This is a genomic window from Paenimyroides tangerinum (assembly GCF_003865405.1).
In the GTDB taxonomy this organism is placed as follows: Bacteria; Bacteroidota; Bacteroidia; order Flavobacteriales; family Flavobacteriaceae; genus Flavobacterium; species Flavobacterium tangerinum.
In genome coordinates this window covers 59,880-81,719 of the sequence record NZ_RQVQ01000013.1, presented here as the reverse complement: position 1 = coordinate 81,719, position 21,840 = coordinate 59,880, and the positions used below count along the sequence as shown (strand labels likewise).

The 21,840-nt window shown below is 29.2% G+C and carries 25 protein-coding genes and 1 riboswitch; of the genes, 16 read left to right on the top strand and 9 right to left on the bottom strand.

Annotated elements, in window-relative coordinates; genetic code table 11:
- Positions 1-56: 56 nt before the first annotated feature.
- Positions 57-252, top strand: a riboswitch (cobalamin riboswitch).
- 32 nt (positions 253-284) lie between these two features.
- From EG240_RS07370 to EG240_RS07325, 10 genes are all read left to right on the top strand, one after another.
- The gene (locus EG240_RS07370; protein WP_125018750.1) at positions 285-2,126 is read left to right on the top strand and encodes a TonB-dependent receptor plug domain-containing protein; all 1,842 of its coding nucleotides are present in this window, start codon (positions 285-287) and stop codon (positions 2,124-2,126) included.
- Position 2,127: 1 nt separating this feature from the next.
- Positions 2,128-3,156 (top strand): YncE family protein, encoded by a 1,029-nt coding sequence (locus EG240_RS07365; protein ID WP_125018749.1) that lies wholly within the window; start codon positions 2,128-2,130, stop codon positions 3,154-3,156.
- A gap of 141 nt (positions 3,157-3,297) precedes the next feature.
- Entirely contained in the window at positions 3,298-3,966 is a 669-nt protein-coding gene (locus tag EG240_RS07360; protein WP_125018748.1) for a MarR family winged helix-turn-helix transcriptional regulator, read from the top strand.
- The gene (locus tag EG240_RS07355; RefSeq protein WP_125018747.1) at positions 3,947-5,428 is read left to right on the top strand and encodes a phytoene desaturase family protein; all 1,482 of its coding nucleotides are present in this window, start codon (positions 3,947-3,949) and stop codon (positions 5,426-5,428) included. The genes EG240_RS07360 and EG240_RS07355 overlap by 20 nt, the downstream gene beginning before the upstream one ends.
- Before the next feature lie 54 nt (positions 5,429-5,482).
- A complete protein-coding gene (locus tag EG240_RS07350; RefSeq protein ID WP_125018746.1) occupies positions 5,483-6,319 on the top strand; it encodes a phytoene/squalene synthase family protein in 837 nt (278 codons plus the stop codon).
- A 56-nt stretch (positions 6,320-6,375) separates the two neighbouring features.
- On the top strand, positions 6,376-6,780 hold the full coding sequence (locus EG240_RS07345; RefSeq protein ID WP_125018745.1) for a hypothetical protein: 405 nt from the start codon (positions 6,376-6,378) through the stop codon (positions 6,778-6,780).
- The gene (locus EG240_RS07340; protein ID WP_125018744.1) at positions 6,781-7,242 is read left to right on the top strand and encodes a sterol desaturase family protein; all 462 of its coding nucleotides are present in this window, start codon (positions 6,781-6,783) and stop codon (positions 7,240-7,242) included. It abuts the gene before it with no gap.
- On the top strand, positions 7,239-7,931 hold the full coding sequence (locus tag EG240_RS07335) for a lycopene cyclase domain-containing protein (protein WP_235830348.1): 693 nt from the start codon (positions 7,239-7,241) through the stop codon (positions 7,929-7,931). The genes EG240_RS07340 and EG240_RS07335 overlap by 4 nt, the downstream gene beginning before the upstream one ends.
- Positions 7,932-7,997: 66 nt before the next feature.
- Positions 7,998-8,249 carry a hypothetical protein gene (locus EG240_RS07330; RefSeq protein WP_125018742.1) on the top strand — a complete coding sequence of 84 codons (252 nt, stop codon included), beginning with the start codon at positions 7,998-8,000 and terminating at the stop codon, positions 8,247-8,249.
- A 4-nt stretch (positions 8,250-8,253) separates the two neighbouring features.
- Positions 8,254-8,775 carry a DUF4252 domain-containing protein gene (locus EG240_RS07325; protein WP_125018741.1) on the top strand — a complete coding sequence of 174 codons (522 nt, stop codon included), beginning with the start codon at positions 8,254-8,256 and terminating at the stop codon, positions 8,773-8,775.
- Positions 8,776-8,815: 40 nt separating this feature from the next.
- Here EG240_RS07325 and EG240_RS07320 read toward each other — a convergent pair whose 3' ends face one another.
- The 3 genes from EG240_RS07320 to EG240_RS07310 all read right to left on the bottom strand — a co-directional run bounded on the left by EG240_RS07320 (position 8,816) and on the right by EG240_RS07310 (position 11,302).
- Positions 8,816-9,442: a hypothetical protein gene (locus tag EG240_RS07320; protein ID WP_125018740.1), complete on the bottom strand. Its 627-nt coding sequence runs from the start codon at positions 9,440-9,442 to the stop codon at positions 8,816-8,818.
- A gap of 20 nt (positions 9,443-9,462) precedes the next feature.
- Complete coding sequence (gene dnaX, locus EG240_RS07315; protein ID WP_125018739.1) at positions 9,463-10,548, bottom strand: DNA polymerase III subunit gamma/tau; 1,086 nt, start codon at positions 10,546-10,548, stop codon at positions 9,463-9,465.
- A gap of 64 nt (positions 10,549-10,612) precedes the next feature.
- On the bottom strand, positions 10,613-11,302 hold the full coding sequence (locus EG240_RS07310; RefSeq protein WP_235830347.1) for a DUF4294 domain-containing protein: 690 nt from the start codon (positions 11,300-11,302) through the stop codon (positions 10,613-10,615).
- Positions 11,303-11,386: 84 nt separating this feature from the next.
- Between EG240_RS07310 and EG240_RS07305 the strand changes: the two genes are divergently transcribed.
- Positions 11,387-12,481, top strand: coding sequence for a M42 family metallopeptidase (locus tag EG240_RS07305; RefSeq protein ID WP_125018738.1), 1,095 nt, complete (start codon positions 11,387-11,389; stop codon positions 12,479-12,481).
- 28 nt (positions 12,482-12,509) lie between these two features.
- Here EG240_RS07305 and EG240_RS07300 read toward each other — a convergent pair whose 3' ends face one another.
- Genes EG240_RS07300 through EG240_RS07290 form a run of 3 tightly spaced genes read right to left on the bottom strand, consistent with a single transcriptional unit; the run spans position 12,510 to position 13,899 of the window.
- Complete coding sequence (locus tag EG240_RS07300) at positions 12,510-12,866, bottom strand: helix-turn-helix domain-containing protein (RefSeq protein ID WP_125018737.1); 357 nt, start codon at positions 12,864-12,866, stop codon at positions 12,510-12,512.
- A gap of 6 nt (positions 12,867-12,872) precedes the next feature.
- Positions 12,873-13,166, bottom strand: a complete 294-nt coding sequence (locus EG240_RS07295; protein ID WP_125018736.1) for a type II toxin-antitoxin system HigB family toxin — start codon at positions 13,164-13,166, stop codon at positions 12,873-12,875.
- 52 nt (positions 13,167-13,218) lie between these two features.
- Positions 13,219-13,899, bottom strand: coding sequence for a TrmH family RNA methyltransferase (locus EG240_RS07290; protein WP_125018735.1), 681 nt, complete (start codon positions 13,897-13,899; stop codon positions 13,219-13,221).
- A 107-nt stretch (positions 13,900-14,006) separates the two neighbouring features.
- Between EG240_RS07290 and EG240_RS07285 the strand changes: the two genes are divergently transcribed.
- Complete coding sequence (locus EG240_RS07285) at positions 14,007-14,597, top strand: hypothetical protein (RefSeq protein WP_125018734.1); 591 nt, start codon at positions 14,007-14,009, stop codon at positions 14,595-14,597.
- A 198-nt stretch (positions 14,598-14,795) separates the two neighbouring features.
- On the opposite strand, the gene EG240_RS07280 is transcribed toward EG240_RS07285, so the two are convergent.
- From EG240_RS07280 to EG240_RS07270, 3 genes are read right to left on the bottom strand one after another with little or no spacing between them, the layout of a single operon-like run.
- Complete coding sequence (locus EG240_RS07280) at positions 14,796-16,391, bottom strand: efflux MFS transporter permease (protein WP_125018733.1); 1,596 nt, start codon at positions 16,389-16,391, stop codon at positions 14,796-14,798.
- Positions 16,378-17,454, bottom strand: coding sequence for an HlyD family secretion protein (locus tag EG240_RS07275; protein ID WP_125018732.1), 1,077 nt, complete (start codon positions 17,452-17,454; stop codon positions 16,378-16,380). Before EG240_RS07275 ends, EG240_RS07280 begins: the two co-directional genes overlap by 14 nt.
- Entirely contained in the window at positions 17,454-18,788 is a 1,335-nt protein-coding gene (locus EG240_RS07270; protein WP_125018731.1) for a TolC family protein, read from the bottom strand. The genes EG240_RS07275 and EG240_RS07270 overlap by 1 nt, the downstream gene beginning before the upstream one ends.
- 113 nt (positions 18,789-18,901) lie before the next feature.
- On the opposite strand from EG240_RS07270, the gene EG240_RS07265 reads away from it, so the two are divergent.
- The 4 genes from EG240_RS07265 to EG240_RS07250 all read left to right on the top strand — a co-directional run bounded on the left by EG240_RS07265 (position 18,902) and on the right by EG240_RS07250 (position 21,834).
- Positions 18,902-19,693 (top strand): AraC family transcriptional regulator, encoded by a 792-nt coding sequence (locus EG240_RS07265; protein ID WP_125018730.1) that lies wholly within the window; start codon positions 18,902-18,904, stop codon positions 19,691-19,693.
- Positions 19,694-19,766: 73 nt separating this feature from the next.
- On the top strand, positions 19,767-20,363 hold the full coding sequence (locus EG240_RS07260; protein ID WP_125018729.1) for a hypothetical protein: 597 nt from the start codon (positions 19,767-19,769) through the stop codon (positions 20,361-20,363).
- A 1-nt stretch (position 20,364) separates the two neighbouring features.
- Positions 20,365-20,985, top strand: a complete 621-nt coding sequence (locus EG240_RS07255; RefSeq protein ID WP_125018728.1) for a hypothetical protein — start codon at positions 20,365-20,367, stop codon at positions 20,983-20,985.
- Positions 20,986-21,135: 150 nt separating this feature from the next.
- A complete protein-coding gene (locus EG240_RS07250; protein ID WP_125018727.1) occupies positions 21,136-21,834 on the top strand; it encodes a hypothetical protein in 699 nt (232 codons plus the stop codon).
- Positions 21,835-21,840: the final 6 nt, after the last annotated feature.

The window sequence follows — 21,840 nt, the reverse complement described above, 5'->3', positions numbered from 1 at the left end:
TTACCAACCAAATTATCAAGTTGATAAAAAAGATTTGCATTCTAATTAATTACGTCTAAATTTGCATTGTATTAGGTTGCATTTTTAACAATTGCATTAATAGGGAAATAGGTGCGAATTTTTCAATTCCTATGCTGTACCCGCAACTGTAAGCTTATCTGATTTCAGATACATTCGAACTCACGCCACTGATTTTTATCGGGAAGGCCGAATATAGCAAGCCAGGAGACCTGCCTAAAGATTACTAACAAAAAAGTGAACCTTCGGGAAAAAAGGTAGAAACGATGCTATTTAAACAAATTTCATATTTTGTAATTTTTACGTGTACTTCTTTTGCATTTGCGCAAGAGCAAGCAACTATCGTTTTGGATGAATTAATCATATCTGATTACAAATTAAATTCGCACAATAAAACTCAAACCATTCATAAAATAAACGATTCCATTATCCAACAAGCCAATGGAAATTTGACTGATTTACTGTTAATGAATTCATCGATTTATTTTAAAGAAAATGGTTCAGGAATGGTTTCATCTCCAAGTTTTCGAGGAACAACAGCGCAACAAACCAGTGTTCTTTGGAATGGAATTGGAGTGAATTCTTTGTTTTTAGGTCAAACTGATTTTAATTCCATTTCCTACAAAGAATTTTCAGAAATCGCGATAAAACCAGGAGGTGGAAGCGTTTTATATGGTTCTGGTGCCATTGGTGGAACCATACATTTAAACAATCCAATTCGATTTGAGAAACGTTTGGATAATACGTTACAATTGGGTTACGGAAGTTTTAACACCTTCAGAGTCAATAATAATTTCACCCTTAGTAACGAAAAATGGTTTGCGCAAATTAACATCAATCGCAATCAATCTGATAATGATTTTGAAGTTAAAAATCGAACTTGGAAAAACACCAACGGACAATTTTATAACAACAGTGCGAGCGCTACGATTGGATATAAAATAGATTTAAAAAATACGTTATCGTTTTATTCGACGTATTTTAATGATGAACGTCATTTTTCTTTGGTTTCTGAAAATCAAACCAAAACAAAATATCAAAATTCGTATTTCAGAAATATTTTACATTGGAAAAACGAAGGTGATTCATACAAATCAAATGCGAGAATTGCTTATTTTAATGAAGGTTACAAATATTTCAATAATCTACCGACCGATGATTATTCGTCAGGAAACGTAAATTCTTTGATTGCAAAATATGATTTTGAATATTTTGTTTCCCATAACTTTAGTTTAAACGCAATCATTGATTACACCAATCATCACGGAACAGGTAAAAATTCTGGAATAAAATCGGCAAAGCAAGAAGTTTTAGGATTAAGTGTTTTAGCCAATCATCACTTTAATGAGAAAATGGGTTATGAAATTGGATTTAAACAAGAAATAAATAATTCGTATGAAAATCCATTCTTATATTCTGCTGGTTTTTACTACAAACCAGCGAACGTTTATCAATTAAAAATTAACGGTTCAAAGAATTTTAGAATTCCAACTTTCAACGATATTTTCTGGGAACCAGGAGGAAATAAATCGCTTCAGCCAGAAACGAGTTTCCAGTTTGATTTACGAAACGAGTTTACATTCAAAAAATTTAGTTTTGGACTTAATGCATATTACACTAAAATTGATAATATGCTGCAATGGATTCCAAATAATACCGGAATTTGGGAAGCTCAGAATTTAAAATCAGTTGCGATAAAAGGTGCCGAATTTGATGTTCAATATCAGTTTGCTTTAAACAAAAATCAATTCAAAATTCAGGGAACTTATACCTATACTAATTCTCAAGACACAGAATTAAAAAAACAATTGATTTATACTCCTTTTCATAAAATAACTGGGCAAATATCATATAATTATGAAAAATTTTCTGCTGGAATTCAAACGATTTATAACGGTGCTGTTTTTACGACCGCAAGTAATTTAAACTCTTCAAAAATTGAAGCTTATGCATTAATCAATGCAAATATGCAATATCATTTTGGAAGAAAAATTAAACAGACTATTGTCTTTGAAATCAAAAATGCTTCGGATGTGAATTACGAAAATGTAATTAACCGACCAATGCCTGGCAGAAATTTTAATATTCAATTAATCACCAAATTTTAATATGAAAAAAATTATTTTATCATTAGCTCTTTTAGCTTTTGTAAGTTCATGTAGTAATGTAGATGATAATTCTGACAACACCGAAGTTCCGAATGTAGAAAAACCGTATGCCAACGGAATTTTAATCACAAACGAAGGTAATTTTCAAAGTTCAAATGCAGAAATATCTTTTATCAAAAATGATTTAAGTACAGTTTATAACAAGATTTTTGCAACAAATAACTCGAATACAACTTTAGGTGATGTCGCTCAATATATGGCTTTTAATAATGATTTGGCATATATTGTAATGAATAATTCAAGTACAATTGAGATTGTTGATCGTTATACATTTAAGAAAGTAAACCAAATTACCGCAAATTTAAATGCTCCAAGAGCCATAGCTTTTTCAAACGGAAAAATTTATGTTTCGAATGCAAACGATAATACGGTTACGGTTTATAATGCAAACACAAATGCATTTATCAAATCAATATCATTAGACAATCAGCCAGAAAAATTAGTTGCAACATCAAATTACGTTTATGTACAATCTAGTTCTTATGCTTCAGCAAATACAGTTGAAATCATCAATTCATCTTCAGACACAAACACAAAAGATTTAAGTTTTGAACTCCCAATGAACGGAATTACATTGGATTCGAATATGGTTTTTGTTTTAGGTTCAGACGAAAATAAAACTGAAATTTCAAAAATCGAAAATGAAGCGATAACTAAAACAATTTCAAACGTAAGTTTAAAAAGTTCAAGATATCTGACATTGGATAACAACAATTTATATTTTACAAACGGAACAGGAATTTATACCCTTTCAAAAGATTTAAACAGTATTCCATCTTCTCCAATATTTAATGTAAACGACAATAGTTGGTCAACTTTATACGGCTTTAATGTCATAGACGGAAAAGTTTTTAGTTCGGACGCAAACGGATTTACAGATAACAGCATCGTCACTGTTTACGATTTAACAGGAAATGTATTAAAAACCTTTACAACTGAAATCGGGACAAACGGATTTTATAAAAACTAAATTTCATAATCTTAAATAAACAATCAAAGAAAGTTTCTTAATCGAAACTTTCTTTTTTTTTACAAAAAATTAAAATAGTATTAAAACACACTATTTTTTAGTATATTTGAACTTTAATTAGTTTACAAAAACACTATTTTAATGAATTATAATCTTGTAATTGAAATTCTTAAGATAACAGAAGAATTTGAATTAGACACGACAAAAAAAAATGCTTCGATAGATGATTTCATCAAATGGATAGCTCAAAATAAATACAAAGAAGATATTTCGGAACCAGATTGGGAAGGAAAAGAAAATGGAAGAAGTCCTGAAAGTATAATTAACACTTTAATTATAAGTATGAATAGATATGCGAAATTTTATTCCAAATCTATTTTACAAGGATCTGATTTTGCTTCACAAGAAGATTTTATCTATTTGATAAATTTAAAAGCACTAGGAAGTATGTCTAAAATGCAATTAATCAAAAAAAACTTGCAAGATAAAGCAACTGGGATTCAAATCATAAATCGATTATTAAAGAACGAATGGATTGAACAAAAATCATCTACTGAAGACAAAAGAAGCCACTTAATTCAGATTACAACAAAAGGCAAAGAATATTTAGAATTATCAATGCAAAAAATTCGTAAAGCCACAAATATTGTTGCTGGAGATTTGGATTATCAAGAAAAAATGCAACTTATTTATCTATTAGACAAATTAGATAAGTTTCATAATAAAATATATTTTGAAAATCAAACTACTGAAGATTTATTAGAAAACGTAACAAATAAGTATTTAAAAAATGACCAAAATAAAACATAGAATTGCAATAATTGGAGCTGGATTTTCAGGAATATCTGCAGCTTGTTATGCAGCTAAAGCTGGTCATGAAGTTCACGTTTTCGAAAAAAATGAAAGTGCTGGCGGCAGAGCAAGGAAATTCTCAACTGAAAATGGTTATACCTTTGATATGGGACCAAGTTGGTATTGGATGCCAGATATTATAGAAAACTTTTTTAGAGATTTTAATTACAAAACATCAGATTTTTATCAATTAATTGAATTAAATCCTCAATTTGAAATGGTTTTTGAAGATGAAATCATAAGTATTCCTGCAGAATATAACGATTTAAAAAAACTATTTGAATCAATAGAAAAAGGAGCTGGTAATCAACTGGATCTTTTTATGGAAGATGCAAAATATAAATACGAAGTTGGTATGCAAGATTTTGTTCAGAAACCTTGCCATTCTTGGTTTGAATTTGTGTCTTTAAAGATTGCCAAAAGTGCGATTAAACTAGATTTATTAAAAAATTTTAAAGATTTTGTTGGTCAATATTTCAAAAATGAAAAACTGAGAGCTTTAATGGAATTTCCCGTAATATTTTTAGGAGCTATGCCTAAAGATATTCCAGCGTTGTATAGTTTAATGAATTACGGCGGATATAAATTAGGAACTTGGTATCCGTTAGGAGGTTTCTCTAAAATTATAGACGGAATGTATCAAGTAGCAAAAAACTTAGGCGTTAATTTTCATTTTAATAAGCCAATTGAAAAGATTAACATAGAAAATGACAGAGCAAAAAGCATTTCAATTAACAATAAATCCATTGCATTTGATGGAATTATAGCATCGTCTGATTATGCTTTTACAGAAAGTAAATTGCTTGAACCACAATACACAAATTACGCTTCATCATATTGGGAGAAAAAAACTTTTGCGCCTTCTTGTTTAATTTTTTATTTAGGTTTTAACGAACGTATTCCAAATTTAAAACATCATACTTTATTCTTTGAGAACGATTTAAATAATCATGCATTTGAAATTTATGAAGATAAAAAATGGCCAACAAAACCACTTTTTTACACTTGTTGTCCATCAAAGACAGATAATACAATTGCACCAGAAAATCATGAAAATGTCTTTTTATTAATGCCGATTGCAACAGGAATTATTGATAGCGAAGAAGAACGTGAAAAGTATTTCGTAGAGATGATTGAACGCTTAGAAAAACACACAAAAACAACAAATCTGAAGTCTAAAATAGATTATAAAAGAAGTTATTGCCTTAATGATTTTATTACTGATTATCATGCTTACAAAGGAAATGCTTATGGTTTAGCAAACACTTTATCTCAAACGGCTGTTCTAAAACCATCTATACAAAACAAGAAGGTAAAAAATATATTTTACACTGGACAATTAACTGTTCCTGGTCCAGGCGTACCTCCTTCTTTAATCTCTGGAAAAATTGCAGCAACAGAAATTTTAAAAATACTTTAAAATCAGTCTTTAAAATTGCTAAGAAAAACTAATTAAAGTCAAAAACTCCAATTTATGAAAATATTATTTGATGAATTATCTGTAAAAATATGTGAAGAAACAACTAAGAAATACAGTACGAGTTTTTCTTTAGGAATTTTGGCATTAAAACCAATAATTAGACCCGCTATTTATTCAATTTATGGTTTTGTTCGCTTGGCTGACGAAATTGTAGATAGCTTTCATGGTTTCGATAAAGAGCGATTATTAAAAAATTTACGCGAAGAAACTATTTACGCAATCGAACATAAAATTTCCATAAATCCTATCATACATGCCTTTCAGGAAGTCGTGAATAAATATAAAATAGATTGGAATTTGGTAGATACATTCTTAAAAAGTATGGAAATGGATTTACAAGACATTATCTACGATTCCAATCAATACAAACAATATATTCTTGGTTCTGCTGAAGTTGTTGGTTTAATGTGTTTACAAGTTTTTGTTCATGGAGATAAAAAACAATATGACGATTTAAAACCTTTTGCAATGAAATTAGGCTCTGCTTTCCAAAAAATAAATTTCTTAAGAGATTTAAAAGACGATTATCAAGTTTTAGGTAGAACCTATTTTCCAAATCTAGACATGAACGTATTTAATCAAAATGTGAAAAGAGATATTGAAAAAGATATAGAGGAAGAATTTAAAGAAGCTTTAATCGGAATTAAAAAATTACCAAACTCATCTAAATTTGGTGTTTATTTGGCTTACAGATATTACGTTTCATTATTTAATAAAATCAAAAAAACATCTGCACATCAGATTCTAAATGAACGCATTAGAATTAACAATTCAAAAAAGATATCATTGATGATGGGTAGTTATTTACAATTTAAATTTACAGGAATATAAAACTAAACGGTATATTAAATTTCGCTCTAATATTCTTATCATTACAAATAAATAATTTGATTGAATTACGTTCAAATTATCCAAAAGCATTAAACGATAAACAAATTTGTTATGATATGATTACTTTTTTAAGTAAACAAAACTTAAATACGATAGAGAAAGGTTATTACGGAGCCTATTTAGTCATTTGGGCTAATCACATATGGAATCCGATGGATAAGTTAAGTACTTTTAAAAAAGGAAAAATCGAACTCGAAAATGCAATCAAACAAGATCCGAAGAATGTTGAGCTACGTTTTTTAAGATTATCAATTCAAGCTAATGTTCCCAAAATTTTAAATTACGATCAAAACATAAAGTCTGATCTAATCATTATCAAAGAACATAAAGATAAAATTCAATCTAATCAACTACTCAAAATGGTAAACGAATTAATAATTAATGCTGAAAATTCTAATTAAATGATAACAAATATATTCATTGTTTTTGTGACTTTTTTTCTAATGGAAGGATTAACATGGTTGATTCATAAATATGTTATGCACGGTTTTTTATGGTATTTACATAAAGACCACCACGATCATTCTACAGATGGTCCGTTTGAAAAAAACGACTATTTTTTTATCATATTTGCCATACCTGCAATTGCATTAATGTATCTAGGCTCTCAAAACAATTTTAATTACATTTTTTATATCGGACTTGGAATTACGTTTTATGGTTGGGCATATTTTTTTGTACATGATATATATATTCACCAACGTTTTAAATTTTTAAGAAATACCAAAAACATTTATTTACTTGGTATTCGTAGAGCACATAAACAACATCATAAGCATATTACAAAAGAAAAAGGTGAATGTTTTGGTTTTTTATATGTCCCTTTTAAATATTTCAAACATTATAAAAAAATTAAATCATGATGTACACTTATTTACTTGTTAATTTTTTATCGATTATAATCTGTTTTATTTTTTCATATCATCATAAAATCCAATTTAATTTATACTTTAAACCGTTTATTATTTCAGCAATAATAGTATCAATACCATTTATCATCGGAGATGCCATATTTACTAAAATGGGCGTTTGGTGGTTTAATTACGATTATGTTTTAGGATTTAAAATATATAATTTACCCATCGAAGAAATTTTATTTTTTCTTTGTATTCCCTTTGCGTGTATTTACACCTATTATTGTTTAAATAAATTCTTTAATCTTAGTTGGAATAAAAAAATAGAAGATATTTTTACGTTATTTTGTGTTGCTTTCTGTATTACAGTTGCTTCAATGAATACAGAACAAATTTATACTTTTGTAACATTTTTTTCGTGTGCATTATTAATGGTCATATTAAAATTTGTCATAAAAGTAAATTGGATTGGAAACCTAGCTGTAGTTTATGGAATTCTAATGTTACCTTTTTTTATTGTAAATGGAGTTTTAACAGGAACAGGTTTAGAAAGCCCGATTGTGAACTACAACCCCAAAGATTTTATGGGAATTCGAATTTTAACCGTTCCTCTTGAAGATGCGGTTTACGGATATAATATGATTGCTTTAAACTTATTACTTTTCAACTATCTTGCTAAAATAAAACAAGTAAATTAATTCTAAGCTTCTCTAAAAAATGAGAAGCTTTCTTTTTTTTATCTTATATTTACAAAAACTATTAAAATGGCTAAGGAAAATAACGACAGAAGAAATTTTATTCTTATGTTAATCTTTTTAGGATTGGTATTAATTTCAAGTGTTTTGATTTTTGATTGGGTTATGAGTAAGGAATCTAAACTTGAGCAAACTGAACCTGAAACATTTGAAACTCCAGAACAAGCTTATCTTGAAACAAAAGAAATCTTGTTTGATGTTTCTTCTAAAATCAATAAAGGAATTTATTCGTTAGAAAAAATAAATTCAATAAAAAACTAAAATTATGAAAACAATACTAAGATACTTATGCTTATCAGTTGCTTGTATTGGATTTTCAATCACGAGTAACGCTCAAGATTTAATTGAATCATTTAAAAATCAACCCAATGTTGAAACGGTTGCGGTGAACAAAAAAATGTTTCAAATGATGTCCAATGTTAAAATGGACATGAATGACAAAGAAAATCAAGCGTATTTAAATCTAATTAAGAAACTAGATGATTTAAAGCTTATTTCTACTAAAAACATAACTTCATCTGGCAAGATGAAAACCTATGTTGTGAGTTATGTAAAAACAAATTCTATGAACGAATTAATGACTCTTTCTGAAAACGGCTCCACAACCATTTTTTACGTTGACCCAAATTCAACAAAAGAAAGTATCAAAGAATTATTAATGTTTGTAAGCGGGAACGAAACAATTATTCTTTCATTAAAAGGAAGTTTTAGCCTAAACGAACTGAGTTTGGTTACAAACAAAATGAAACTTCCGGTTGGAAATTCTTTAAATAAAATGTCAAAATAAAAAAACAGCCTTGAACTATAAATATTTCGAGGCTGTTTTTTTATTGTTTTAAATTCAAATCAAAGGTTTTTACTAGAAGTTCCAAATCTGGATTTTTCTCTAATAAATGGTTGTATTTATCTTCAATCGTAAAAGCTTTTTTAATTTTTATTTCTTCATTTACTTCGATGTGAATTTCGATTCCATAATTATTTAATTTCTTTCGTAAATAATTTACTAAATCATATTTATTTTCATCAAAACTGATTTTGGAACCTTCATTCGGAAGTTCGATATTTATGACATGTCCATTCAATTGAGGAACTGACATTTTCATCGTTGAATACATCAACATACGACCCGTTTTATAGAAACGATCAGCAATGAAATCCCAATGTTCAATCATTTCTTCGAAAGTAAAATCTTCTTTTGGCAAATCTTCCGGATTAACGGTTGCCTTACTTAATGAAGCTTCTAATTCTTTTTTTCGTTTAATACTTTTTAATGATAAAGCGGAAACGGCATATTCATTATTTTGTGTATTCAGAACTATCTTTTGTGTTTGAATCTCTTCTTCAGATTTATCTTCAGTTGTTGAATTTGAGTTATTTTCTTCAACTTTTTGATTAAAATCAGTATTTGATTCAGAAACGATATTCTCATTTTCTGTCGAAATAACAGGTTTCAATGCAAAAAAACTTGGTGAAATTATGAACCGATTAGATTTTTTTTTTCATCCATTTGAGTCAAAGATGCTAATTGCATCAAACATAACTCAACCATTAAACGTTGATTTTGACTGGTTTTGAATTTTAAATCACAATCATTCGCCAAATTAATTCCAGCTATCAATAATGAAATTGGAAGTTTCTGAGCTTGAACTAAAAATAATTGTTTATTTTCATCACTCACTTCTAATAAATTCAAAGTTTCGGGATTTTTACAAACCATCAAATTTCTAAAATGAGAAGCCAAACCAGCAACAAAATGTTGTCCATCAAACCCTTTTGCTAATATGTCATTATAAGCCAAAAGTAAATTTGGAATATCATTTACAATAATCATATCCGTGATTCGTAAATAATAATCGAAATCTAAAACGTTTAAATTTTCAGCAACAGCTTGACGCGTCAAATTATTTCCACAATATGAAACCACACGGTCAAAAATTGATAAAGCATCACGCATTGCACCATCAGCTTTTTGAGCAATGATTTGTAATGCATCTTCTTCATAAGAAATATTTTGACTACGAGCAACCTCAGCTAAGTGGTCTTTTGCATCAGCAATTGTAATTCGTTTAAAATCAAAAATCTGACAGCGAGATAAAATCGTTGGAATAATCTTATGTTTTTCTGTCGTAGCTAAAATAAAAATCGCATGTTTTGGTGGTTCCTCCAAAGTTTTCAGGAAAGCATTGAAAGCCGCCGATGAAAGCATGTGAACCTCATCGATAATATAAACTTTATATTTTCCGGTTTGAGGTGGTATTCTTACTTGGTCAATCAGATTTCGTATATCATCAACCGAATTATTTGAAGCAGCATCTAATTCAAAAACATTGAAAGCAAAATCTTCATTCGGGTCATCGTAACCTTCCTGATTAATTTTTCGTGCTAAAATACGTGCACAAGTTGTTTTACCAACTCCTCTTGGTCCAGTAAATAATAAAGCTTGCGCCAAATGATTATTATCAATCGCATTAACTAATGTATTGGTAATGGTCTGTTGTCCGACAACATCTTTGAATGTTTGCGGACGATATTTTCGCGCAGATACTATAAATTGTTCCATGGTAAAAATTATGACTACAAATATATGTAATTAATAGAATTTATCAAACTTTTAGTAGTTTCACTTACTCAGGAAAATATCCAGAATCACCTAATTTTGCCTTCCAAATTTGATTTAAATTATTGATATTGTATTTCTTTTTAGGAGGATAATAATTAATTTTTCCTTCTTCTTGCAATTCCAATAAAATACGTTCAATATAAAAATCTTCTAAAGTCGTATCTGGGTCAAATTTCGTTTTTAGATTAATATCAAAAAGTTTTGCCGTTTGATTCGACCAAAAAGCTTTCCATCCACTTTTAAATTCTTTAATCAATGAAAAAGTAGTTTGTCCGGTTTGTCTATCAATCAATTTAACTAAAATTTGTCCATCTTTTCTAGATAAACTTTTCAATTTATCTTTAAACTGACTTTCTAGATAATCTTGTGAAGCGTTGATGTATTTCCTTTTTTCTCTATTAGTTTTAAACTTAGCTAAATTTTCATTTACTGTAGTTAAAGCTTCGGAAGTAGCAACAACATAAGGATAAACTCTTAGAATTCTTCTACGCAAAATACTATTTGCTTTCATTCTTTCTAGTTCTTCCTTAGTAAAATTAATATTCATTTCAGTAAGCATATACTCAGTTTCTATCTCACCGTCTTCATTAACAACAGTAGAAAGTGTATCAGCATATTTCTGCCAATCATTTACTTGAGCAGTAATTTTCTGAGAAAAGAAAATCAATATAAATATAAAAAAAAGCTGTTTCATAATCGTTCATTTGATAATCAAATTTATATATATTTTTAAAAGGTTGAACATCAAAATCAGTATTTTTGTAAAAAAGATTAAAACATGGAAACAAAAAATATATTAAACGATAAATCTATTGCTTTTTTAGAACAATATTTGAACAATGCTTCCCCAACAGGATTTGAAAGTGAAGGTCAAAAACTTTGGATGGATTATTTAAAACCTTACGTTGATACTTTTATTACAGATACTTACGGAACTTGTGTTGGAGTTATCAATCCAGACGCAGCTTACAAAGTTGTTATTGAAGGACATTCAGATGAAATTTCTTGGTATGTGAATTACATCACAGAAGATGGAATGATTTACGTAATCAGAAACGGAGGAAGCGACCAAATGATTGCACCAAGTAAACGTGTTAATATTCATACAAAAAATGGAATCGTAAAAGGAGTTTTTGGATGGCCAGCAATTCATACAAGAAACCGTGGTGGTGAAGGTGATAAAGCTCCAAAAATTGAAACAAACTTTATTGATTTAGGTTGTGAATCTAAAGAAGAAGTCGAGAAATTAGGCGTTCATGTTGGATGTGTGATTACCTATCCTGATACTTTTGAAATTCTAAACGGAAATAAATTTGTTTGTCGTGCTTTAGATAATCGTGTTGGAGGATTTATGATTGCGGAAGTTGCACGTTTATTAAAAGAAAATAATATTACGTTACCTTTTGGATTGTATATTACCAATTCTGTTCAAGAAGAAGTTGGTTTACGAGGTGCAGAAATGATTACGCAAACCATCAAACCAAATGTTGCGATTGTTACCGATGTTTGCCACGATTCAACAACTCCGATGATTGATAAAAAAATTGAAGGTGAATTAAAAATCGGAAAAGGTCCAGTTATTACTTATGCTCCGGCGGTTCAAAATAATTTACGCGAATTGATTATCGATACAGCTGAAGCAAACAATATTCCGTTTCAACGTTTGGCTTCGTCAAGAGTTACCGGAACAGATACAGATGCTTTTGCTTATAGCAACGGCGGAGTTGCTTCTGCTTTGATTTCACTTCCATTGCGCTACATGCACACAACGGTTGAAATGGTTCATAGAGAAGATGTCGAAAACGTGATCAAGTTGATTTACAATACGCTTCTTAAAATTGAAAACAACGAAACATTTAGTTATTTTAAATAATAGAAAAGCCTCGAAAAATCGAGGCTTTTTAATATGTTTGAATTAAAACTTCTGAAGGAATATTTAATTTTTCGGTTAATTTACGAATCATTTCAAGAGAAAGTTTTCGTTTTTTATTCAAAATTTCACTTGCTCTACTTTTTTGTCCAATAATTTCGGCTAATTCGTTTTGAGTCATTCCTAATTGTTCCATACGAAATTTAATTGCTTCTATTGGAGTTGGAAAACCAATCGGGAAATGTTGTTTTTCGTATTTTTCAATTAACATAGTTAAGATTTCCAATTCATCCGAATCTTCTGAACCAATTTCTGCATCAAAAATCAATTCTAATCTTGATAGCGCATTTTCATACTCAGCTTCTGATTTTATAGGTTTTAACTTCATAATTTTTTAAATTTTATTTGCATTGATTTTGTCATATTCAGAATGAGTTCCAATAAATCTAATCCAAATAATTTGATGAGAAAAATTAATTTTAACTATTAAACGATAATGATTTCCTTTAATATTAAAACAAATTCGATTATCATCTAAAATACTTGCATTTGGATATTCACTTTTCAATTCATTAGAATTTTTCCATAAGGCAGATTCTGCTTCCTTAAACCAAGCCTTCAATTGTTGCTCACAATCTGGATGGTATTTCCAAAATTCCCGTAAAGTCCGAATAGCTATTACTCTCAAAACAAATCATTTATACAAATATAATAAAAAAAATTCCCGAATCGGGAAATTATTAACTATTTTCTAAAAACCGTTCAGTAATAAAATCAATATCTTTGATAGATTTTCGACACCAATCTATTTTCTTTTCTAATATTTCTTGTTCAGATAATTTCCAATCGACTTCACTTCGTCTTAATTTATTGGTCAATTGTTGAATGATAATTGCAGCTGAAACTGAAATATTTAAACTTTCTGTAAATCCAACCATAGGAATCTTTAAATACGTATCTGCTTGTTTCATAATATCCTCTGATAAACCCAAACGTTCGGTTCCGAAAAAAATGGCAGAAGGTTTTGAAATATCAAAATCTTCTAAATGAAAAGCATCGACATGCGGAGTTGTTGCGACTATTTGATATCCTTTTGCTTTCAACGAATCAATACAAGCTTGATTGTTGTTATAACGATGAATATCAACCCACTTCTCTGCTCCCATCGCTATTTCTTTATCAATGGTTTTACCGTATTTCTGTTCGATAACATGTAAATCTTGTAAACCAAAAACCTCACAACTACGCATAACAGCACTGGTATTATGCAACTGAAACAAATCTTCGCAAACAATAGTTAAATGTTTGGTACGATTATCTAAAACTTCTAAAAAACGTTCTTTTCTTCGGTCAGTAACAATGTTTTCTAAATAGGTTAAATAATTCTCGTCTTGAAAAAGAAAGTCGATATTTTGTGACATTGCAAAGATTTTTTACAAAGATAACATTTCAAATGTATTCGATTTAAGAAATGCTTATGAATCAAATATAAAATTGTTGATTAACTTCGCACAAACAAAATATTCTCATGAAATTTATACCTTTTATATGTTTAGCGTTTTTATTTTCTTGCAATAAGAAAGAAGAAATCAAAACGGTTGTAGAAACTCCAAAAATTCCTGCATCGGAAATGTACACTTTAGAAACCCAAAATTTCTTTATTGATGTTCCTGAAGGATTCGCGGTTAATGAAATGAAAATTGCGAACAAATATGCAATGAAAGATTTTATTAAAAGTGATAGTTTGCAATATTTCTTAATTGCTTCGGATAAAATTGATTCTAAAATAACCATCGATTTTAATTCCAATTTTGTGAGTTCTGATTTAAGCTTGAATGATTTAAATAAAACGATTTATCAGAATTATAAAGATAAATTTAAAAATGAAACAATGGATATTTCTGTTCAAAAAGATACTTTAATTGGAAATAAACAAGTGAATTATTTAGTTTTTTCTACTTTGTTTAATGAAAAACCAGAACAGACGATGTATGTTTTCATTAAAGAAAATAACCAAATAGTAAATCTTAATTTTAAAATTGATGATATTTCTAACAAAATTCATCAAGATAGAATCAATTGGAAAATCATTGAAAGTGTTGGGTTAAAAGAAATTTAAATTTTTGCAATTATGAACGTCATTGAAGATTTATTTACCTCTTTGAAGTTAAAAGTTCAAAAATAATATATGTTAATTACTCCAAATGGAGATTTAAAAAGTTTAAACATTAAATAAAAAAAAGACTTGTTAGAATAAACTAGCAAGTCTTTAAAATGTAACACAACTTACATTTTTTATATAAAAATAATGAATGTTCTATGCTGGAACTAAGGTTTTTGATTTTAGATAAACCAACGTTTTATTAATATAAGGAGTACAAATTACCAAAACAATCATACCTAAAATAATCCAAGACATCATTTCGTAATAATCCATTGCATAGCGCAAACTCGCTTGCTGATTCACATCGGCAATTACTAATTTTTGCCCTGCTTTTTCAGTCAATGAAGGCAACATTCCATTCGTTGATAATTTATTCATATATCGGTTAATTTCATCGTGATAAACCGTATTTGCATAAGTGATATTATCCTGAAAACGATTGTAATGCTGACTTTTTCTGAATAAACTAAAATAGTTTATCAATCCCATACTTACGGTAAATCCTAAATAACGAACACACAAAGCAATTGCTGCAGCCGATGGTCCCAACTTTATATCTACTGATGAAATGATGTAAATAATGGTTGGAACCATAATCATTCCCACACCAATTCCTTGACAAAGCAAAGGCAAAAAATAATAACTTTCGTTTGCAGAAACGTTGAATAAAAAATACATCGCTACATGAAATATCAATAGCAATAGAAAACCTGTTCCCCAAATAAATCGAATATTGCGTTTTTGTAACAAGAATGCACAAGAAATAACAACACCAAAGATCAATCCTGCAAGGTTAAAAATATTTATATAAGAGATATGCCTTGGGTCAAATTTTAGAATCTGTCCGAAATAGTTATTTGTAATTCCTGAAGCGAAACGACAGATATACATAATGAACAAAACCAAACACCCGATTTTAAAATTTCTGAATTTAAATATTTGTAAATTGATATATGGTCTTTTCAGGTTGAATTGCCGATAAGCAAAAAAGAAAATAAAAATCAATAAACCTATTCCAACGATTCTCAAGTCTGTGTCTTCAAACCAATAATATTGTTGTCCGTAAGCCATTAAATATCCAAACAATATCAAAATTGTACTGTACAAAACGAAGCTTTCCCAATCTAAATCATACAACGGAAATTTGACTTGTAGACGCACGTAATTCATGGAAAGTAAAATCATCATTAGCCCAGGCATAAATGAAAAAACAGCAATTTTATATAAAAAATTATAATCAAATTGGTCAATTAAATCGGCGGTTACTATATTATTGAACGGCGTTGTACAAATTAACATTCCAAAGAAAACAGAGAAACTAATTTCGCGAGCTTTTTCGGATTCAATTCGAGTAAAAATAGTTGATAACGACAAATTTACTGAACTAGCAAACAACATTCCTTGTAGAAAACGCAATGGAAAAATCACATACAATTCCATAGAATTATATAATATTACACAGGAAATAATTTGAAGAATATTGAAAATAATAAAATATTCTTTAGTAGCTAGAAATGAGAAAAAACGACGTTCTAAACTATAAAATCCAACAAAACCGGCATAGAACAAGGTCACAGCAAATTGCATATCTTTAGGTTCACAGCCATAATGACCTGCCGAAGCATTCAAATTGGCTTGTGGTAAAAAAAACAGCACCATACTTGGCATTAAAATGGTGAAAAGAATAATTTTCACCAACCATTCTGGAACCCAGCTTTTAAATAAATCTTTTGGATTATTTGGTTGCATTATTTTGGTTTTTTGGAACGTAAACATTCACGTTCATTCCTGATTTTAGTAAATCTTCCTCATCATTTTCACCAATTAACTCAATACGCACAGGAACACGTTGTACAATTTTTACGTAATTTCCGGTAGCATTATCAGGCGGAAGCAAAGAAAAACTAGAACCTGTTGCAGGAGAAATTGATATAATCTTACCTTCAAAATCAATATCTGGATATGCGTCTGCAATTAACTTAACCGAATTTCCGATTCGCATTTCACTAATTTGAGTTTCTTTAAAGTTGGCTACAATCCATTTAGGTGTTTCATCATTTACGATATAAGCCAACACTTGTCCAGGGTTAATCATTTGTCCCATTTCAATGGTACGTTTTCCCATTCTACCGTTATATGGAGCGGTAATTACAGTATAACCGACATCTAAATTCTTACGTTGTTTCAGAGCTTTTAAACGTTCAATTTCCGCATAAAGCACACCCTTTTGAGCATCTAAATCAACAATTTTAGATTTAGCCGCTTGATATGACTTCTCTGCTGCATTCAATTCACTTTTGTAAACATCTAAAGTCGATTTAACTTCTTCCAATTGTTGAGCTGTCGCTGATTCTACCTGATATAATTTATTGTATCTGTCGTATTCTAAATCTTGTTTCCAAACTTTAGCTTCGTTAGTTTTGATTTTACTTTTAGTCGCTTCAGCATCAGCAGCTAGCGTATGTTTTGTTTTTTCGACAACATCAATTTCAGCCAATTGCTTTTGAATATTAGCTTCTGTTTGAGCTTCTTCATAAATATATTCGCGATTATCAATTACTAACAAAGTATCTCCTTTTTTTACGATTTGATTTTCTTCAAAAGCAACTTCAGTGATGTATCCACCAACACGAGCAATAACTGGATTTATATATTCTTGTACTTGTGCATCGTTTGTATGTTCATATTTCCAATTACGCCAAAGAGCTGAAATCCCCCAAATACTAACTCCGATAATTGTAATTCCAGCAACAACACTCGATACTTTTGTAATTACACGGTCTGTAATTTTTATTTTTTGTTTAAATTCCATTATAAAATACCTTTGGCTAATTGAAGTAAATAATATTTATTTTGAGCATTAATTTTTGAAGCTTCTAGTTCAAACTGAGTTCTTAAAACCTGAATATCGGCATCAAGTAAATCAGTAACTAAAGCTGTTTTATTAAAATAGGTGTTTTTAATTATTCGTGCATTTTCTTTAGCAAATTGCTTGTTTTTCTCATTAACATCAATTTGAATCAAAGCTTCTTGATATCTTAAATAAGCTTCTTTTACTTCTTGTTTAATTTGGTCGATGATGTGATGATGCGCAATTTCTTCTTTTTCTAATTCTAATTTTGCTTTCTTCAACTTATGCGTATTGTGATACAAAGACGAGATTGGAAAGGAAGCCTTCAAACCAACCAAACCTAAAGTATACCAACTGTCATTATATGGATATAAGAAAATCTGTGGATTTGCAAAAGTAAAACTCCCAGTAAGTCCTAAAGATGGACGAACATTTGCTTTCACCTTTTTAATTCCTATTTCAGTTAATTCAACATTCTGTTCCGATATTTGTTGCTTATAAGCATTAACTAAAGCAACGTTCAAAGCATATTCATAAGTTTCGGATTCGATAGAACTCAATTCATTTTTAGGAATTACAATACTATTTTCATTCGTACCTAAATAAAAACTCAATTGTTGGTTTGTAATTAAAATATCGTTTTCAATTTGAATCAAAGACATTTTACGTTTTGATAACTCCAATTCAATACGCAAAACATCGCTCTTCAGAATTACCCCATTTTTATAATACTGTTGAACTTCGTGTAATTGTTTCTCTTGGTCTGCAATATCATTGATGATAACCTCTTTAAATATCATTGATTTTTGTAATTCTAGAAACAATTGAGCTGCTTTATAACGCATTTCAGATTGCGTTTGCTGTTTTGCAATTGCAGCACGTTTATCTAAAATTTTGGTCTCTTGAATTTTAAGATTTTGCTTATTTCCGTCATATAAATTAAAATACATCGAAGCACCAGAATTATACAACGTATGAATTACATCGTGTTGTTCGGGTTTATGATTTAAACCATTAGAATAAATTGGCATATTAGTAGCCTTATCTACGCTAGCAAAAACACTCAAAGTAGGAAATCGTTCAGCTTTTGCATCTAAAACGTTTTCACTTCGAATCATTGATTCTGTGTTTTGCAATTGTACTTCTTTGCTCTGAATATTGGTTCGTTCCCAAACGTCATTTAAAGATAAATACAAAGTATCAGCAATTGCTGAAGGATGTTGCGAATGTTGTGCAGCAACATCAAAGCCTGATAAAATCAAGGCTAAAGAACAAACGAGTATTCCCGATTTCATTTCATTAAAATATTGGACAAAATTAGAAAGCAGTTGAATCTCTTGTGTTTCTTAAATAGTCAATTTTTTATTGATTTCGGACATTTTTTATACATTTGCATTTTCCATTTTATATGAATATAATTGAAATTTTAGACGAAATTGAGTCAAATGATAATGGCGTTTTTGTGATGCACGAAAAATCGGAAAAAAGATTTCCACAGCACAAACACGCAAAAGGTCAATTGAGTTATGTTGATGGTGGCATTGCGTATATTACTGTTGATAATGTTACGCACGTTGTTCCGGCTCGATATTTTTTTTGGATTCCAAAAGGAATGCCTCATATTTTAAGGTTAAACAACTCAGCAACTGTAATTCATTCCTTATATTTTTATACAACAGATGATAATGTCAATCCATTTTATAACGAATTAGGTATTTATATTTCTAATAATTTACTGACCGAAATGATTAATTATACCGAGATTTGGTCAGGAAAGATGGTTGATGATTCAGATGATAATTTTGTATTTCTGAAAGCCTTAAAAAAAATATTACCTACTTTTCAGAATAAAAATTTACCACTTCAATTGCCTTTTTCGGACAACCCTAGAATGACAAAAATCACAGATTATTTGGATATTCACTTCGGAAAAGCTCTTACGTTAAAACAAATAAGCGAACATTTTAATTTAAGTGAACGTTCAATGTCTCGTTTTTTCCAAACTGAATTACACATTTCATTTCTTCAATATTTAAAAACTTTACGAATGGTGAAAGCCATAGAATTATTACTAAAAACAGACATTTCGGTAAGTGAAATTGCAAACACTGTTGGCTATGTAACTTTGGGGTCTTTTAGTAATACTTTTCAAGAATTCACAGGTTCACGACCACTTGATATGCGCAAAACGAAGTTGTAATTTCAAAACAAATTCAACCAAATAAGCTTTTAAATCAATATCTTTGCAAATCATAAATTAAAATTCAAAACGTATGAATCAAGAAATTAACGAAATCATCGACATCATTGAAAACTTCCACGAAAATTATCAGGCAGAAACAATTGAAGATTTTCCTGTGAATTTTTCTAACGATACTTTATTGTTAATTAAAGAATTCAAAAACAATGCAACTAACGAAAACGCTTCGGACTTGAAAAAAGTTTATGAAGATTTTATGTTAGAAATTTTAAAATTCGATTCGGTTTTAAAAGAACATCAATCGTTTGCTTTCAGTACAATTAAATCTTTTGAAGCTTTGGTTGCAAACGATGAAATCGAAAATTTAGAACCCGTTTATACGCATTATAGTTTTACTGAAGTTGAAGAAATTATTGAACAAATGTTCGATGAAATCAAAAACATCAAAGAATCTCAAGATGAGCTAAAAGAAGAATTGGTTTATATTTTAGAAGACTATCTATTTCATATCGAATATTTAGAGGATAATATGCAATACAATTATTTTATTTATGACGAATTGCAAGATATCGAAGATGAAGAAAAACTTGAAAAAGCTATTGTAACTTTACGTGAAGAAAAGAAAATTTTACACGATAAGTTTGAACAAAAATTAAAAAGTAAAAAATAATATGTGGGGAGAAACTGATGACTTTTATAATTCGTTCAACGAATTTACTGAAAATTATCAAGGTGTGATAAAGCACAAAAATCCGATTTCGTATGTTAACCGTGCTTTAGATTTATTGAAAGAATTTCAGTTTAGAGCTGTTCACGGAAAATGTAAAGAAGAAGAAGTTTTTGTGTATGAAGAATTTGTTGAAGAATTACAATTACATCAAAATTTATTTGACCAGTATATTGATTACGATTTATCGAAAATTGAAGCTTGGGAGGATTTCATTGAAGACAAAACTTTACGATTTGTAAAACCTTATGAAACACATTATAGTTTTACAGAAAATGAAAGGTTTATTGAAAATGCGTTCAAAAAATTTGATAATAACGAAATCGATTTAGATGAATTATTAAACATTCTTAAAATTCCAGTTTACGATTATCAAGAAAATGCTTCTGATTTAAGTAATAACGCCTTTTTCAATCATTATGTATATGCCGAATTAGGTAAAATGGATGCAAAAAATAAAGAACACGATGTGTTAACTTTGAAATTGCAAAACGAAAAACAAGAAATTGCACAAAGTTATTTAACTCGTTTACAAAATATTTTAGAATTAGATTCTGAAGAATAAACTAAAAGCACTTCAACTCGAAGTGCTTTTTTTTACACAAAACAAACAACAAACATTTCTTTTTAACAATTAAAATGAAAAATAGTTTTGTTTTAACATAATTTAAATTAATTTAGATTTGAAATTTAATAATCACATATAAATTAATTTATGAATCCATTATTTATAGTTCCAGTAGTAGTCGTAATTGGCGGTATAGCTTTTATGATTTTTATGAATAAGAAACACAAAGCCGTTCAGTCAGAAATCAATATCGATACAGAACGGACAAAATACGACCAATACAAACAAGAACTTTTAAACTCAGATTATTCTAAACTAAAACAATGGATGAAAGGAAAACCGATTGATGCTTTTACTTCTGCCTCAGTTCCTCAATCTCTTGCAAGCAAAGTAGAAGAACACATCGCGGATGGTATAAAAAAGGTTGCACTTTCTGCTGTTGGTGTTAGACTTATCAAAGTAGAAACGGATTGTTTTTGGGTTTTAAGCGAAAACGATTTGCACTTTTTTACTACAAATTCTTCAGGTGAATTAGATGAACATATTGTATTTGATTATTTCAATATTGAAAAAGCAAAACTAGAATATGGTGGGATTTTAAAATCAACTTTAGGAGTTTATTCCAAATCTTCCGAAGAATATTTACCAAAAACACATCTAATTACGATTGATTTAGAAGGAAGTCCAATTACACTTGAAATTCATGACCGATTAAATTATGTTGTAAATCCGGTTGATGCTTTGAATTTAGAAAAACAATTGAGAACAAGAGCAAAATATCAAGTTGTTGGAGAAAAATTCGTGGATGTACTTCAGAATAAATTTCCAAATTTAAAAACTACTTAAAATTTT